Raw genomic sequence first — 15,477 nt, forward strand, 5'->3', positions numbered from 1 at the left:
GCGACACTGCCTTTTATGACTTTCCCGACTGAGGGCGGGCCTGCCGCCGTTTAACGCTTGCCGGCCGCCTCTTCGCGTCGGCGCTTGGCTTCTTCCAACAGATAGACCTGATAATCGTCCAGATCGCCGTCAAAATCGCTGACGCCGCCGCGCGACACCATCCAGAACTCGTCGCAAACCGCGCGCAGCAGCGCGCGGTCGTGGCTGACCAGCATCACCGAACCCTCGAACTCGTTCAGCGCCACGCTCAAGGCCTCGCGCGTGGCCAGGTCCAGATGGTTGGTCGGCTCGTCCAGCAGCAATAGATTGGGGCGCAGCCAGACTATCATGCACAGCACCAGCCGCGCTTTCTCTCCGCCGCTCATGCTGCCCACCGCCTGCTTGACCATGTCGCCGCTGAAATTGAAGGTGCCGAGGAAATTGCGCAGACCCTGCTCGCGGCAGTCGTTGGACGGCGGTCGCAGCTGCGCCGGCGTTTCTCGCGCCAAGCGCAGCATATGCTGCAGCGGATCGTCTTCCGGCCGCAACACGTCCAGCTCTTGCTGCGAGAAGTAGCCGATGTTCAAGCCTTTGCCGCGTATGATCTCGCCGCCGGTAGCCGTCAGCGCTTCGGCCACCGTCTTCACCAGCGTGGACTTGCCCTGGCCGTTGGCGCCCAGTATGCCGATGCGCTGCCCGGCCAGCACGGAGCGGTTCACCCCGTTGACGATCACGACGGGCGGCGCGCCTTCCTCCGCTCCCTCCGCCGCCGGATAACCGAACGAGGCCTGAGACATGGTCAGCATCGGGTTGGGCAGGCTGCTCGGCTCCTTGAACTCGAACTGGAAGTCGGCCTCGGTCAGCACCGGCGCAATCTTCTCCATCCGTTCCAGCGCCTTGACGCGGCTTTGCGCCTGCTTGGCCTTGCTGGCCTTGGCCTTGAAGCGGTCGATGAACTTCTGCAGATGCGCCATCTTCTCCTGCTGCTTGGCCAGCACGGCCTGCTGCAAAATCATCTGCTCCGCCCGCATGTCCTCGAACTTGCTGTAGTTGCCGCCATAGCGCACCAGCTTGCCGTGGTCGATGTGCAGGGTGACATTGGTCACCGCGTCCAGGAATTCGCGGTCATGGCTGATCACCACCATGGTGCCGGCGTACTGTTTGAGCCAGGCCTCCAGCCAGACCAAGGCGTCCAGGTCGAGGTGGTTGGTCGGTTCGTCCAAGAGCAATAGATCGGACGGGCACATCAGCGCGCGCGCCAGCTGCAAACGCATGCGCCAGCCGCCGGAAAAACTGTTCACCGGCCGCTGCAACTCGGCCACGCTAAAGCCCAGACCCAGGATCAGCGCCTGCGCCCGCGCGGGAGCGTCATGCTCGCCGGCGTCGTTCAGCGCGGTGTAGGCATGCGCCATGCGCATATAGTCCTCGCCCGCCTCGGCTTCGGCCACTTCGCGCCGCGCCGCCAGCAAGGCGGTATCGCCTTCCACCACGAACTCGGTGGCGGTCTGCGAGGTTTCCGGCATGTCCTGCGCCACCTGCGCCATCCGCCACTGGCTGGGGATGGAGAAATCGCCGCTGTCTTCGTGCAGGCTGCCGTTCAAGACCGCAAACAGCGAAGACTTGCCCGCGCCGTTGCGCCCTACCAGGCCGACCTTTTCACCGGGGTTGATATTGACTGTCGCGCCGTCCAGCAAAACTTTGGTGCCGCGACGCAAAGCCACGTTTTTCAGAATAATCATTGGGAATAGCAGTGTTGCAGAATTTTAGGAAGCAAGAAAACAGCAGCCCGGCGACCACTTGCGTCCCGGCGGAATGCCATGAATAAGCATGCCCGCGGACAAAAGCCGGGGCACGAGGGAGGGATTATACGCAGATGCGCGCTCACGGAGGATAAGCGTCTGCGCCATCTCGGCGAAACGCGGGGCGGCGGGCGCGTTCCAGGAGTGCATGCGAGCCGCCCTAAGCCATAAAACCTCGAACTCTCTCGCCTCCTAGGCCTTGGAAGCTCTCCACGCGTTGCAACAGCCCTGAACATAGACGGCAGCCCTATCAAGCCGTCTAAGTGTAAGTACTTATCCTCTTCGGAGCATCCTCGTCAAAACCTTGTGTGGCAAGTCTTTCACGGGGGCAATCCCACGCGCCCCCTCTCCTTTTGACGCATTTGGCATAACATCGACTTGCCCCCTCCGGCGACAGGAACTAATTTTTGAGTATCCCCAGCCCCGGAGAGTACCCGCCACATGCGCGCAGGCCTGAACCGCATTCTGTCCTTCGTCAGCGGACTGGGCTTGCGCGCTCAGTTGCTGCTGTTCGCGCTGGCCTGCCTGCTGCCCGCCGCGGCGCTGATCGGCATCGGCGCCTTCGAATCGGCCCGCGACATGCGCGACGCCGCTCAGGATCAGACCCGCGTGCTGGCCGACCAGGTGGACCAGGCGCTGGCGAGCAAGATCACGGAACTGGAACGCGTGCTGGCGCAGTTGAGCAGGCGGACGCCGATACGTCGCTTCGACTTCGATGAATGCGCCGTCGCGTTCCGCGACATCGCGCTGAGCTTTCCCTCCGCCACCCAGCTGACGCTCAGCAGCGCCACCGGCCTGCAAGTCTGCAGCCACGCGTCCAATCCCGCGGTCAGAACGCCGCCGACCAAGGCCGACTGGTTCCAGCGCGCGCTGGCGGCGCCCGGACTGATGCTCAGCGAGCCCTTGCTGGAGCCCGCCACCCAGCGCTGGGTGATAATGCCCAGCTATCCGGTGCGCGACGAGCAAGGCCGGCCCATTGGTCTGCTGACCGTGCAAATGGACTTGCTGACGCTGCAGGCCCAGGTCTTGCCCTCAACGCTGGACCGCAAGCTGACCATCGCGGTGCTGAGCTCGCAAGCGGCTTTTCTGTTGCGTTACCCCGATCCCGCGCTGTGGCACGGCAAAACCTCGATCAACGTCGCCCGCACCATCGCTCGCATCCGCGGCAACGCCTCCGGTTTCGAACTGGGTGTCGGCCGCGACGGGGTGTCGCGGCTTTACTCCTACCGCAAATTCTCCCAGGCCAACTGGCTGATCATCGCCGCGCTGCCGGAACAAGTGGTGCTCGCGCCCTACTACAGCCGCCTGCGCTGGAGCGCGGCCAGCGGCATCGTCACCTTGCTGCTCTGCGGCTTGCTGGCGCAAAGCTTCAGCCGCGCGCTGACGCGGCCGGCGCGCCGCTTGGCCGAAACCGCGCAAGCGGTGGCCGACGGCGACGCGCAGGCGCGCGCCCCGGAACTGGGGCCGCAAGAATTGCGCGCGGTGTCGCGCCAGTTCAACTTGATGCTGGACCAGTTGCAAACGCATGTCACGGCGATCCGCCTCAGCGAGATGCAACGCGCCGGCATCATCAACACCGCGATGGACGCCATCGTCACCATCGACGCCGATCTGAACATTATCCTGTTCAACCCCGCGGCGGAACAGGCTTTCGGCTATCGCGCCGAGCAGGTGCTGGGCCGGCAGATAGACATGCTGGTGCCGGAAGCGCTCCGGCCCGGCCACGCTCAGTTGATCCACGGCTTCGGTCAGAACGGCCCGGTCAGCCGCAGCCTGGCGCCGGCCGGCGGCGTGCGCGGGCTGCGCGCCGACGGCAGCGAGTTCTACGCAGAAGCCTCGGTGTCCCAGCTGGAGGTGGAAGGCCAGAAGTATTACACCGCCATCATGCGCGACATCACCCTGCGGCTGAAAACCGAACAGGAGCTCAAACGCCACAGCCAGCAACTGGAGTCGCTGCGAGACATGGGCCTGACCCTGCTGTCCGCCGCCAGCCCGCAGCAAACCGCGCAGGAGGCCTTGCGCATGCTGGCGCAACTGGTGCCGTTCTGGGGCGCGTCGGCCACGGTGTTCGACTGGAGGCACGAGGAAACCATCTTCCTGGCGCTGGAGTGCGACGCCAAGGACGAGATCCCGATCGACAGCCGCTTCCCCTTCTCCAGCTATGGCTTGAGCGATCTGGAACAGCTCAAGCGCGGACAGCCCAGCTTCATGCACGACATCACCACGCTGGCGCAGCCGCCGGCGCTGGTCAAATGGCTGCGCAGCCACGGCGTGCGCGCCTATCTGCGGCTGCCGCTGATGGCGGAAGGGCAGTTGCTGGGCTCCTTGAACCTGGCCTTCCAGGAGGTTGCCCAGCATGGCTTCGAGCATCTGGAGATCGCCCGGGCCTTCGCCCAGCAACTGGCCATCACCTTGCAACACTCCATGCTGCGGCTGCGCATAGAACGGCTCAACCGCGTTTACGCCATCCTCAGCGGCATCAATATGTTGATCGTGCGCTGCCACGACCGCCAGGAACTGTTTCGCGAAGCCTGCCGCATCGCCACCCAGAGCGGCGCGTTCAAACTGGTCTGGATCAGCATGCTGGACCGGAGCGACGGCGAACACCGCATCGCCGCGCTGCAAGGACAAACCGAGCCGCCTCCCAACGCCGACGCGCTGCTGCAACTGTCCGCCGCCGCCATCGCCAGCGGCGGCAACATCGTCTGCAATCAGCTTGGCTCGCCGCTGCCCTACGCGGCGCGCGAGCAATTGCTGGCGCAAGGCATCCGCTCGCTGGCCTGCCTGCCGCTGCCGCTGCCCGGACAACGCGCCGCCTCGCTGACGCTGTGCTCCAACGAAGCCAACGCCTTCGACCACGAGGAAATGCAGCTGCTGGCCGAACTGGCCGGCGACATCGCTTTTGCGCTGGATCACATCGAAAAAGAGGAAAGGCTGCACTTCCTGTCCTACTACGATGAGCTGACCGGCCTCGCTAACCGCAGCCTGTTCCACGAGCGCCTGGCGCAGCAAATCAGCTCCAGCCACCATGAACAGCGCCGCCTGGCGGTGATCTTCCTCGACATCGAGCACTTCAAATCCATCAACGACGTCTACGGCCGCTGGGCCGGCGACCAGGTGCTGCGCCTGCTGGCGGCGCGGCTGGAGTCGTTTACCGAAGAGGCCCGGCTGCTGGCCTGCGTCAAGATAGACCGCTTCGCGCTGATCATCCCCGAGGTCAAAAGCGAGGAGGACATCGCGCGTCAGGTGATGCAGTTGCAGGAACACTGCGTCGCCCAGCCCATCGCCATCCTGGACAAGCAGTTGCGCGTGTCGGCCAAATTCGGCATCGCCATCTTCCCGGAAGACGGCGCCGACGCGGAAAGCCTGCTGGAGAACGCGGAAGCCGCGCTCAAGCTGGCGCAAAGCACCAATGAGCGCTATTTGTTCTACCGTCAGGAAATGAGCGAACGCGCCGCGGTGACGCTGGAGCTGGAAAACCGGCTGCGTCTGGCGCTGGAGCGCCAGGAGTTCGTGCTGCACTACCAGCCCAAAGTGGACGCGGTGTCGCGGCAGATCGTCGGCGTGGAGGCGCTGCTGCGCTGGCAGAGCCCGGAGCGCGGCCTGGTGTCGCCGGCGCAATTCATCCCCTTGCTGGAGGAAACCGGCCTGATCCTGGAGGTGGGCGTCTGGGCCTTGCGTCAGGCCGCGCGCGACCATCTGCGCTGGCTGGAGGCCGGCTATCCGGCGCCGCGCATCGCGGTCAACGTCTCCCCGCTGCAACTGCGCCAGGCCGATTTCTCCGAACAGTTGCAACAGGCCTTGAGCGAAGGCGCCGCCGTGCCGGGCATAGACATCGAAATCACCGAGACCGTGGTGCTGGACAATCTGAACACCTGCGGCGAAACGCTGCGCCGCATCCGCGACATGCAAGTGGGCATTTCCATCGACGATTTCGGCACCGGTTATTCCTCGCTGTCCTATCTGGCCAAGCTGCCCACCCAGGAGCTGAAAATCGACCAGTCCTTCGTCCGCGCGATGCTGAACGATCAGGACGCGATGACGCTGACCGGCGCCATCATCGCGCTGGCCCATTCGCTGCAGCTTCGCGTGGTGGCGGAAGGCGTGGAAACCGACGAACAAGCCACCGCGTTGACGTATATGTTCTGCGACACCCTGCAAGGGTATCTATTCAGCAAACCGCTGCCGGCGGCGGAGCTGGAACGCCGCTTCTGGCGCGAGCGGCCCGATCCCTGCGCCCCGCTGCTCAACACCGTGCAGCCCCCCGCCACCGCGCCGGCGGGCTGATTCCGCCCCGCCGGACGGCGCCCGATCCACGCCGCGAACATGCAAAAAGGGAGGCTGAGCCTCCCTTCGTCCCCGTTCGGGCCGCGCTGAGCGCGGCCTCTTTCAGCTTACTTGGCTGCGGAAGCCGCGGCTTTCTTGTGGGTCTTTTTGGCGGCGTGCTTCTTGTGCTGCGCCGGTTTCTTGGCGGCCTTGGCCGGAGCGGAAGCTTCCGCCTTGGCCGCTTGCGCTTTCTGAGCCGGAGCGGAGGCCGCTTGTTTGTGGGCTTTCTTGGCGGCGTGCTTCTTGTGCTGCGCCGGCTTCTTGGCGGCCTTGGCCGGGGCGGAGGCTTCAGCCTTGGCCGCCTGGGCTTTCTGCGCCGGAGCGGAAGCGTGCTTCTTCACCGCCTTGTGCTGCGCTTTCTTGGCAGCGGGCGCGGCTTTGGCGGCCGGGGCGGAAGCCGGCTTGGCGGCTTCGGCGGCGAAACCGGCGGCGGAGCTCAGGGCGAAAGCGGCGGACAGTACGATCAGGCTCAGTTTTTTCATGATGACATTCTCCAGTCGGGTCAGGGGGGCGTCCGTCTGCTCAGTGCGGCCGCGACGCCAGGCTTTGGTGTTTCCTTGCTGCTCATCCTAGGCGTCCCGGCCCGCCCCGTCTGTTAGTCAGTTGTAAAGGCATGTAACGCCAAGTAGCCTCCCTACTGAGTCTGCACCTCAAGCTCGCTGATCCGATACTCGCCATCCAGCCAGGCCACCACTTCGCGCGCGCAGGGGTGCTCCACCGCCGCATAACGCGCGCGCAGTTCCGCCGCACGCTCGCCCAGTTGATCCAGCCCCACGTCCTGCAGCAGCAGCAGATCCCGCCACAGCATATCGGCCAGTTCCTCGCCGGCCACCACCTGGGCCGCCCGGCGCATCGAGGCGCCGTATTGATAGCGCGGCCCCAAGCGGTAGCTGTCCGCCAGCGTCAGCGCGGGAATCAGGCTGAGCGCGGCTTGTTGCGCCGGATTGATCCCATGCGCCGCCAGCAGCTCGGCGTTGGCCGCGGACCGCCCGGTGAAGCCGCGCAGGTGCAGGTATTGCGACATCCGCGCGCCGTCGTTCACCGGGTAGTTGTCCCACAACACCGGCTTGCGGCCCAGCCATTTGCCCACTTGCAGCAGGTGTCCGGGCGAGATTTCGCACGAGCACACCTCCTCGCCGGTCCAGAAAATATCGATGTCCGGCGCCAGCCACTGGCCCAGTTGCTGCAGATAGCCGGCCGGGCGCTGGCCGAACACCCGGTCCAGCACCGGATCGCTGGAATAATAGCTGGGGCAGACCAACAAGCGCTCCACCGCGCAGCGCTGCCGCACCCAGGCGACGATCTCCGCCTGGCGCTCCGCCAGATCGGGCAGATCGCCGCGCATATCGTCGAACAGGATGGCCAGTTGGCTGACGCCGATGCGCTGCAGTTGCTCCAGCTTGCGCGCCAGCGCCTGGCGGGCCTCGTCGTTGAAATCCAGATACGCTTCGTACGGGCTCAGCCCCATGCCGAAACCGACTTCCTGCCGCCGGCAATGAGCGGCGAACGCCGCCAGCCTAGCCTCCTGCTCAGCCGGGTAGTCCAGCTGCCACTGGCGGCGCAGATACGCGTCCGCTTTCGGCGCGTACAGATAGAAACGGTAGCCGTGCGCCGCCAGCGTGGTGACCAGCAGCTCCCGCTGCGCCCAATTCCACGGCTTGCCGTAGAAGCCTTCGATAGTGCCTAAAGGGATATTCATGTAGAGAAACCTTCCGCGTCCTCGGCGCATCGGCGCCAGCCTGCCTCGCGTCCAACGCCAGGTCGGATCTTCGCGCCCGGCCGGCGACCGGAATGGCCGCCGGCCATCGGAAAAAATGACTTCATCCTATTGATTGACTCAATAAGCTGCGCCAAGTTGCATGAAAAGGCCAGAATCTGGCGCGCTTATGCCATTGCCGGCAAGGCGTCCAGGGCCGCGCACAAGGCCGCCAGCTCCAGGCCCAGCGCCTGCATGCCGGGCATAGCCTCCTCAAGCCGCCCTTGCCGCAAGACGGCTTCCAGCGCGGCCGCCTCGGTCTGGATGCGGACCAGCCCCAAGGAGCCGGCGGCGCCTTTCAGCGAATGGGCGATACGGCATGCCTCCTCGCCCTCCTCGGCCCGCGCCAGGCCCTGCAGCCTGGCCAAGTCGTCGCGGTGCATGCCCGCGAATTTGCGCAGCAAGCGCTCAAAACGCTCCAGGTCGTCCCCGACGATGCGCAGGCCCGCCTCCAGGTCCACGCCGGGCAGCCTCATCAACTGTTCCCGGCGCCCGCTTTCCGGCGTCGGATCGACGCGGATCCTCTCGGGCGGAATCATCGACGGCAGCCATTTCAGCAGCAAGCCGAACAGCTGTTCCGGGTCCACCGGCTTGGCCACGAAGTCGTTCATGCCGACCTCCAGGCAACGCTGGCGATCCTCGTCGAAGGCGTTGGCGGTCATGCCCAGAATCGGGACCCGCTCCCAGCTCGGCATGGCCCGGATCCGGCGCGTCGCCTCCAAGCCGTCCAGCTCCGGCATCTGCACGTCCATCAGCACCAGATCGTATTCGCCCGCGGCGGCGCACTCCACGGCCTCGCGGCCGTTCCTCGCCAGCTCGGCCCTCAGGCCGACGCTGCCCAATAGCCAGAGCGCCACTTCCTGATTGATGACGTCGTCCTCCACCACCAGCACCCGCGCGTCCGCGCGCAAGCGCAGTTCGGCCTCCACCTCGTCCGGCTCCACGCCGGCGGGCTCGGCCGCCACGCTCCGCCCCAGGGTCAGCCAGGCGGTCAGCCAAAACACGCTGCCCTGTCCTTCCCGGCTTTCCACCCCCACTTCGCCGCCCATCAAGGCCGCCAGCCGCTGGGTGATCGCCAACCCCAGGCCGGTGCCGCCGTATTTGCGGGTGGTGGAATCGTCCGCCTGCTGAAACGCCTGGAACAGGCCGGCCAGCTTGTCGGCGGGAATGCCTATGCCGGTGTCGCGCACCTCGAAGCGCAGCAGCAGGCGCTCGCCCTCGCTCCTCAGCAGCCGGGCGCGCAGGGCTATCGTGCCCCGCTCGGTGAATTTGACCGCGTTGCCGGCGTAGTTGAGCAAGGCCTGGCGCAGGCGGGTGGGATCGCCGCGCAGACACGGCGGCACGCCGGCGTAATCGATCTCCACGCGCAAGCCCTTGGCCTGCGCCGCTTCGTCGATCAGCGACCGCGCATGGTCGAACAACGCCCCGACGGAGAAGTCGGTCCGCTCCAGCGACAACTTGCCGGCTTCGATCTTGGACAGGTCCAGAATGTCGTTAATGATGGAGAGCAGATGCCCGCTGGCCACCAGCACCTTTTCCAGCTTGGCCTGCTGCTCCGGCCGCGGCTGGGTGCGCATCAGCAAGTGGGTGAAGCCGATGATGGCGTTCAAGGGCGTGCGGATTTCATGGCTCATATTGGCGACGAAGGCGCTCTTGGCCAGATTGGCCGCTTCCGCGTCCTCCTTGGCGCGCACCAGGGCCTGCTCGGTTTCCTTGCGCCGGGTGATGTCGGTGACGAAACCGATGATGGTGTCCGAGGCGCCCGGCGTGTCCGGCAAGTAGTACAAAATCATCTCCACCGCCACCAGCCGCCCGTCCCGCGTTCTTTGCCAGGTTTCGAACTGCGCCCGGCTCTGTTGCCGCAGGCGCTCCACGGTGCGCGCGTAAAGGTCGGGCGTGGTGTCGGGCACGATGTCGGACACGTTCAGGCGCAGCATGTCTTCGATGTCGTAGCCCAGCAATTGCGCCGCGTAGCGGTTGACGTAGATCAGCCGCCCGCTGGCCGCGTCCACCCAATGTATGCCTATGCCCACGCTGTCCATGGCGAACTGGGTGGTTTGCAGTTTGGCGCTGGTGGCGCGCACCTCGGCGGTGCGCATCGCCACCAACTCTTCCAGATGATGACGATGCTGGTCCAGTTCCAGGCCCAGGCGCTTTTTCTCGCTGATATCTTCCTGCAAGGACAGATAATGGCTGATTCTGCCGTCCGGCTGACGGATAGGCGAGATATGGGCGAAGTCCACATAGTCGCTGCCGTCCTTGCGCCGGTTGAACAGCTCGCCTTTCCACGGCTTGCCGGCCCGCAGAGCCTCCCAAAGTTCGGCATAGGTTTCCGCCGGGGTCAGCCCGGACTTGAGCAGATTGGGCGTTCGCCCCATCACTTCTTCCCGGCTGTAGCCGGTATTGCGGACAAAGGCTTCGTTGACGTATTCGATCCGCGTTTCCAGATCGGTGATGACGACGCTCTCCGGGCTCTGTTCCACCGCCATCGACAGCTGACGGATCCGTTCCGCCGCCTGCCGTCTCAGAGAGATGTCGCGGAAAGCGCCGTAAACCCCGCCGTCCGGCAGGCGGATCGCGTTCACTTCCACCGGCACCTCGGCGCCGTCCTTGCGCCGCAACAGCATCTCGGCGCTCAGCTGCTCGTCGGACAGCAGGCGCCGGAACAAGGACTGCGCGTCGCCCGCCGCGGAGTCGACGCTGAAATCGCCCACCCGCATCGCCAGGATTTCCGCTTCCTCATAGCCCAATAGCTGACAGGCTTGCAGATTGGCGTACTGATAACGCCCTTCCGCGTCCGCCACCAAGACCGCGTCGGCCGCATGATCCAGCACGCTGCGATACCGCGCTTCGGCGCTGGCCAGCGCCTGGGTTTTTTCACGCAACGGCCGTAAATCGTTATAGGTGCCGAAAAAGCCGCAAAACGCGCCGGACAGATCGTGCATGGCGGTGACGGAAGCGTAAACCGGGATGATTTCGCCGTTGCGGGCGACGCGGGCCAGTTCGCCGCTCCAGCGCCCTTGTTCCACCACCTGCCGTTCCAGCGCCGCCCGTTCCGCCCTCCTCGCCGGGTCGTCCGGGATGAAGCGGGAGATCGACGAGCCCAGCAAATCGCCCATCGGATACCCCATCAGTTCGCCGAACGCTGCGTTGACGTACAAGATGTTCTTGGCCGCGTCGGTCATTACCACCGGCTGCGCCGATTGATCCAGCGCTTCCGCCAGCCGGTGGCGCTCTTCTTCCATGGATTTGCGGACGGTGATGTCCTCGGTGAAGATCACGATGCCGCCGATGGATCCGTCGCGCGCATGCCATGGCCGCACTTCCCAGCACAGCCACTGCGCCGCGCCGTCCAGGCGCAGAAAGCGGTCCTCCTCCTCGCGTATCACCTCCCCGGCCAGCGCCCGCCGATGCACCTCCCGCCAGACGGCGGGGACTTCCGGAAACACCTCATAGTGGGATCGGCCGATGAGCGTCTCGCCGTCCAAACGGTAATCGTCGAGCCAGCGGCGGCTGGCGGCCAGATAACGCATGTCGCGATCGAACATCGCCAGCGCCGCCGGCGCGTGCTCGATGAACAGCGACAGCCTTTCCTCGCTCTCCAGCAAGGCGTTTTCCATGGCCTTGCGCTCGGACACATCCTGCATCGCGCCGCGTACCGACACCACCTTGCCGTCCGCCAGCACCGGTCTGCCGGACACGCGCACCCATTTGCGCCGGCCGCTTGCGCTCAGCAGTTGCAACTCCAGATCATAGGGTTCGGCTTCCGCCACCACCCGGCGCACGGCCTCCTCGATGCGCTGTCGGTCTTCGCCGTGGAAAAAACTCAGTCCAATGCGGGTGTTGATCGGCTCGTCGGCCGGCAGATCGTGAATGCGGGCCACTTCCGAGGTCCAGCCGCCGTCCCCGCTGGCGGGATCGAACCACCACCCACCCACCCGGGCGATGGCGCTCATTTCCCGCAGCCACTCCTCCCGCTGCCTCTGTTCCGCCTCGGCGCGCTTGCGCGCGCTGATGTCGGAGGCGATGCCGCACACCGCGTAGGCTCGCCCCTTGGCGTCGCGCAGGGGAAACTTGTACACCAGATAGGTGTGCGGGCCATCGTCCTGCGGCACCGTCTCCTCGTATTCGCGCGCCTGCCCGCTGCTCAACACCTCCAAGTCGGCGCTGCGCAAACTGGCCACCACCTCCGGCGGGAACAGATCCTCGTCGCGCAGGCCGCGCATAGCCTCCGCGCTGATATGGAACAACTCGGGATAGCGCTGGTTGACCAATAGATAGCGGCCGTCCACGTCCTTGACGAAAATCACCGCGGTGGAGTTGTCGATGATGGCGTGCAACAAGGCCTGCTGACGCGTCAGTTCGCTCTCCGCCCAGCGCGAGCGGCGGCTGATCAGGCGCTGGCTGAACAGGCTCAACATCAAGCCGCACAGCGCGAACAGGACAATGGAGGCGGCATCCGCCGGCCGGGCGATGGCGAAGCTCCATTGCGGGGGGATGAACAGATACCAGACCAGCGGCACCGACAAGGCGGTGGCGACCAGGCCGCCGGCCAGCCCGCCCAGCATGGCGGAGAGGAAGACGGCGGGATAAAACAGGAACCAGGCGTAAGGGCGGACCCAGTCCCACAACAGCCATTGCGCGGACAGGGCCAGCAAGGGCACCAGAACCCCCATCCCGCACGCGCGCCATGGAAAGACAGCGAGAAAGGCCCGGAAACGCCACCCCCGCGCCCCTTGTTTAAAGTCCGTCAATTCTCGGCCTCGACTCGAAAGCTGGCTTGGTTTTGTCTGTTCTCACGATAGACCACGCCATCCCGCCGGACAAACCGCCTACTGCCGCCGCAGACGCCTGGTCACCCCCTCCGCGTCGCACCATTGCAAGGTCCCTTCCTCTATCAACAAGGTCTCCGGCAGCACGGCGGCGCGCGCCAGTTGCGGCGTCTGCGCCGTCACCGTCAACGGGTAGGCGATGGGCAGGTCGTAACGGCGCGGACTGCGCGCATAGCAGCCGTGCTCGTTGTAAAACAACTCCAGCCACGCCCCTTCCCCGTTCTCATAGCGACCGGGGACGAACAACTGCTCGTCCGGCTGCTGCCGTCCCGGCGGCGGCAGCGCTTCCAGCGTTTCTCCGCTGGCGATGCGCGCCAAATCCCTGCCCAAACGCTCCACCGGCGAGCCGAAGGCGTTGGTCAGCGCCACCACGCCGCCGCCGCCGGGCAAGACGCTCATGAAGGCGAAGAAGCCGTTGACGTCGCCAAAATGCTGGGCCAGACGCTGCCGGCGGCCGGCCAGCGTCCAGTCCTCGCCGTAAAACCCGTAGGCGTACTCCAAGGCCCCCACGTCCAGCATCAAGGCCGCCAGCCGGGCCGGCAACGCCTCTCCCCGCTGCAGGGCCTCCAGCCAGCGGCACAGATCGCCGGCGCTGGAGGCCAGATCGTAAACGCCCCAGGCCACCGACATGTCCATAGGTTCCGCGTAGCGCCATGGCGCTCCCGGATGCAGGCCGCGCGCGGCTTGCGGCAGGATGACGCGGCCGTCGTCGACATAGGTGCGCTCCAGGCCCAGCGGCCGGAACAGGTACTGCTGCCGATAGCTGGCGAAGTCCTGATCCGCGACCCGCTCCACAATGGCCGCCAGCAACAAATAGCCGGTATTGCTGTAAGCGTGGGCGATGCCGGGCGGGCAGGCCGGCGGCAAGGCGTGCGCCCAGTCCAGCAGTTCCTGCGGCCGGTGCGCCAGCCGCATCCGCGTCGGCCAATACTCGGCCGCGCTGGTGAAATTGGCGGTGCCGGCGCTGTGATTCAGCAATTGATGCAGGCTGATGCCCGCCGCATTGGGGAAATCGGGGAAGAAGCGCTCCAGGCTGTCGCTCAGCTCCAGCCGCCCCTGGGCCACCTGCTGCAGCAAGGCGGCCGCGGTGAAGCTCTTGCTCAGCGAGCCGATGCGAAACACGGTGTCCTTCTCGTTGGCCACGCCCAGGCCGGGATCGGCCATGCCGCCGGCCACCGCCACCCGTTCGCCGTCGGCCAGCGAGACGGCGGCCACGCCGTGCAGGCAGCCCGCCGTATTCCAGGAACGCAGATACGTTTGCAAAGCGGCCGCCGTATTCATGCCCATGCCCGTCCCCCTCCGTCAGGATCCTATCGACGCCTAGCGACATCGCGTCGCCCACACATCACTATGGTTGCTTTCCCCGCCGCTCGCCATGCCTTCCCGCGGCGCGGCGGTCATCACGCGCGCCGACTCAGGGCTGTCCGCGCGGTCGCGAGCCGGGACGAGACAGGGCGCTGCGGCGGAGAAAATGGAATAGCCGTACGAAGCACGGGAATTTCGAAGGGGTTTGCAAGGCTTCGCCGCAGCGAGGCGGATCGTGAACAGGCGCTCAGAAGAAATAGTCGAACAGCACTTGCCAGACCCGCCGCGCCGGGCTGGCGCCGTAACGGCTGTCCGGCGCGCCGTCGAAGCGTTGCCACTGCAAGGCCAGATCCGCCGGCCCCAGGTGATAGCGGGCCTCCGCCCAATTCATGCCGCTGTGGTCCACCAGGTCGAAGCTGCGCATCGCGGTCACGTCCAGATCGTCCACCAGCGCATCCTGCCAATGCGCGCGCAGCAAGGCGGCGCGCCGGGTAGGCAGGCCGCCGCCGGCGCCCACCCCCGCCCGATAAGCGCCGTAGAGCGCGGGCCTCGCGCGCAACGCGCGCCATTCGTCCCGGTCCGGCGCCGCCCCGTCCTGCTGTCCCTCCAGCGTCAGGCTCAGCTTGTTGGCGCCGGTCCAGCTCAAGCCGCCGGACAGGCGATTGCGCCAGGCAGAGTCCGGCCGTCCCAGGCTTTGCCTCCAATCGGTCCGCTGCCGGCCGCCGGCCCATTCCAGATAAACCACGGTGGCGTCGCCGAGCACGCGCGACAGATTGAAGCCCAGCTGAGGCGAACGGCCTTGCTCCTGCAACAGCAGCCATTGCGGATTGAGGTTCTCCGCAAAGCGATAACTGCCGGCCAACAGCAGCCGCTGCCGGGGATTGCTGGCGCCCCAGTCCAGGCTGGCGCCGTCCGGATTCGGCCCCGACCCCAGCTTGGGCGACCAGATCGCGGTCAAGGAGCCGCGGTCCCACAGCTTCTGCCAGCGCAACATGGCGTTGCCCAAGCGGTTTTGCCGCAGGCTGTCCGGGTCCGCGGACACCACCGAGCGCACGGTGCCCGCGCCGAGAAAATCGGTGGGGTTGTAGCCGACGGCCACGCCGTAGCGGGTATTGATACGCCCCAGGTCCATCATCGTCTCGACGCCGAACTCGCGGCTCAGATACGCTTCCTTCAAGGTGTTGACGCCGTGGTCCCGCCGCGGCGAGCCGGCGAAGCGCCAATCCAGCCGGTTGGCCAGCACGCCGCGCCAGGCCGGGCTCAGCCGGCCGTCCCAGCGCAGATCGAAGGACAGCCGCTGGCCGTCCTCCCCCGGCCACGGCGACAAGGCGGCGGCCTCCAGCTGAAGCTTCAGATCCCGCGGCTTGTCATCCTCCATCCGGGTCTGATCGGCCAGCCGCAGCGCGTCCTCCTCCAGCGACGCGTCTGCGCCCCGCGCGGCGGCGCAGACCAGCGCCAGCCCAAACGCCAGCCGCCGCAT

Annotated in this window: 7 protein-coding genes; 1 reads left to right on the forward strand and 6 read right to left on the reverse strand. The window is 66.1% G+C overall.

What is annotated here, in order from left to right; genetic code table 11:
• Positions 1 to 50 precede the first annotated feature (50 nt).
• Entirely contained in the window at positions 51 to 1,718 is a 1,668-nt protein-coding gene (locus ACODSD_RS09975) for an ABC-F family ATP-binding cassette domain-containing protein (protein ID WP_107799716.1), read from the reverse strand.
• A 501-nt stretch (positions 1,719 to 2,219) separates the two neighbouring features.
• Here ACODSD_RS09975 and ACODSD_RS09980 point away from each other — a divergent pair.
• Positions 2,220 to 6,065 (forward strand): EAL domain-containing protein, encoded by a 3,846-nt coding sequence (locus ACODSD_RS09980; protein ID WP_227107662.1) that lies wholly within the window; start codon positions 2,220 to 2,222, stop codon positions 6,063 to 6,065.
• A gap of 107 nt (positions 6,066 to 6,172) precedes the next feature.
• Here ACODSD_RS09980 and ACODSD_RS09985 read toward each other — a convergent pair whose 3' ends face one another.
• From ACODSD_RS09985 to ACODSD_RS10005, 5 genes are all read right to left on the reverse strand, one after another.
• Positions 6,173 to 6,586 carry a hypothetical protein gene (locus tag ACODSD_RS09985; RefSeq protein WP_488877297.1) on the reverse strand — a complete coding sequence of 138 codons (414 nt, stop codon included), beginning with the start codon at positions 6,584 to 6,586 and terminating at the stop codon, positions 6,173 to 6,175.
• A 152-nt stretch (positions 6,587 to 6,738) separates the two neighbouring features.
• Entirely contained in the window at positions 6,739 to 7,803 is a 1,065-nt protein-coding gene (locus ACODSD_RS09990; protein ID WP_488877298.1) for a beta-N-acetylglucosaminidase domain-containing protein, read from the reverse strand.
• Between the two features lie 185 nt (positions 7,804 to 7,988).
• The gene (locus ACODSD_RS09995; RefSeq protein WP_488877299.1) at positions 7,989 to 12,536 is read right to left on the reverse strand and encodes a PAS domain S-box protein; all 4,548 of its coding nucleotides are present in this window, start codon (positions 12,534 to 12,536) and stop codon (positions 7,989 to 7,991) included.
• A 156-nt stretch (positions 12,537 to 12,692) separates the two neighbouring features.
• Positions 12,693 to 13,979, reverse strand: a complete 1,287-nt coding sequence (locus ACODSD_RS10000; protein ID WP_107800205.1) for a serine hydrolase domain-containing protein — start codon at positions 13,977 to 13,979, stop codon at positions 12,693 to 12,695.
• A 265-nt stretch (positions 13,980 to 14,244) separates the two neighbouring features.
• Positions 14,245 to 15,477 (reverse strand): hypothetical protein, encoded by a 1,233-nt coding sequence (locus tag ACODSD_RS10005; RefSeq protein WP_488877300.1) that lies wholly within the window; start codon positions 15,475 to 15,477, stop codon positions 14,245 to 14,247.

The organism is Chromobacterium sp. FG22 (assembly GCF_057809415.1).

Excerpts from the sequence above, each read along its gene's own strand:
- ACODSD_RS09975 (WP_107799716.1), bottom strand. The coding sequence starts at position 1,718 with ATGATTATTCTGAAAAACGTGGCTTTGCGTCGCGGCACCAAAGTTTTG.
- ACODSD_RS09980 (WP_227107662.1), top strand. The coding sequence starts at position 2,220 with ATGCGCGCAGGCCTGAACCGCATTCTGTCCTTCGTCAGCGGACTGGGC.
- ACODSD_RS09985 (WP_488877297.1), bottom strand. The coding sequence starts at position 6,586 with ATGAAAAAACTGAGCCTGATCGTACTGTCCGCCGCTTTCGCCCTGAGC.
- ACODSD_RS09990 (WP_488877298.1), bottom strand. The coding sequence starts at position 7,803 with ATGAATATCCCTTTAGGCACTATCGAAGGCTTCTACGGCAAGCCGTGG.
- ACODSD_RS09995 (WP_488877299.1), bottom strand. The coding sequence starts at position 12,536 with ATGGGGGTTCTGGTGCCCTTGCTGGCCCTGTCCGCGCAATGGCTGTTG.
- ACODSD_RS10000 (WP_107800205.1), bottom strand. The coding sequence starts at position 13,979 with ATGGGCATGAATACGGCGGCCGCTTTGCAAACGTATCTGCGTTCCTGG.
- ACODSD_RS10005 (WP_488877300.1), bottom strand. The coding sequence starts at position 15,477 with ATGCGGCGGCTGGCGTTTGGGCTGGCGCTGGTCTGCGCCGCCGCGCGG.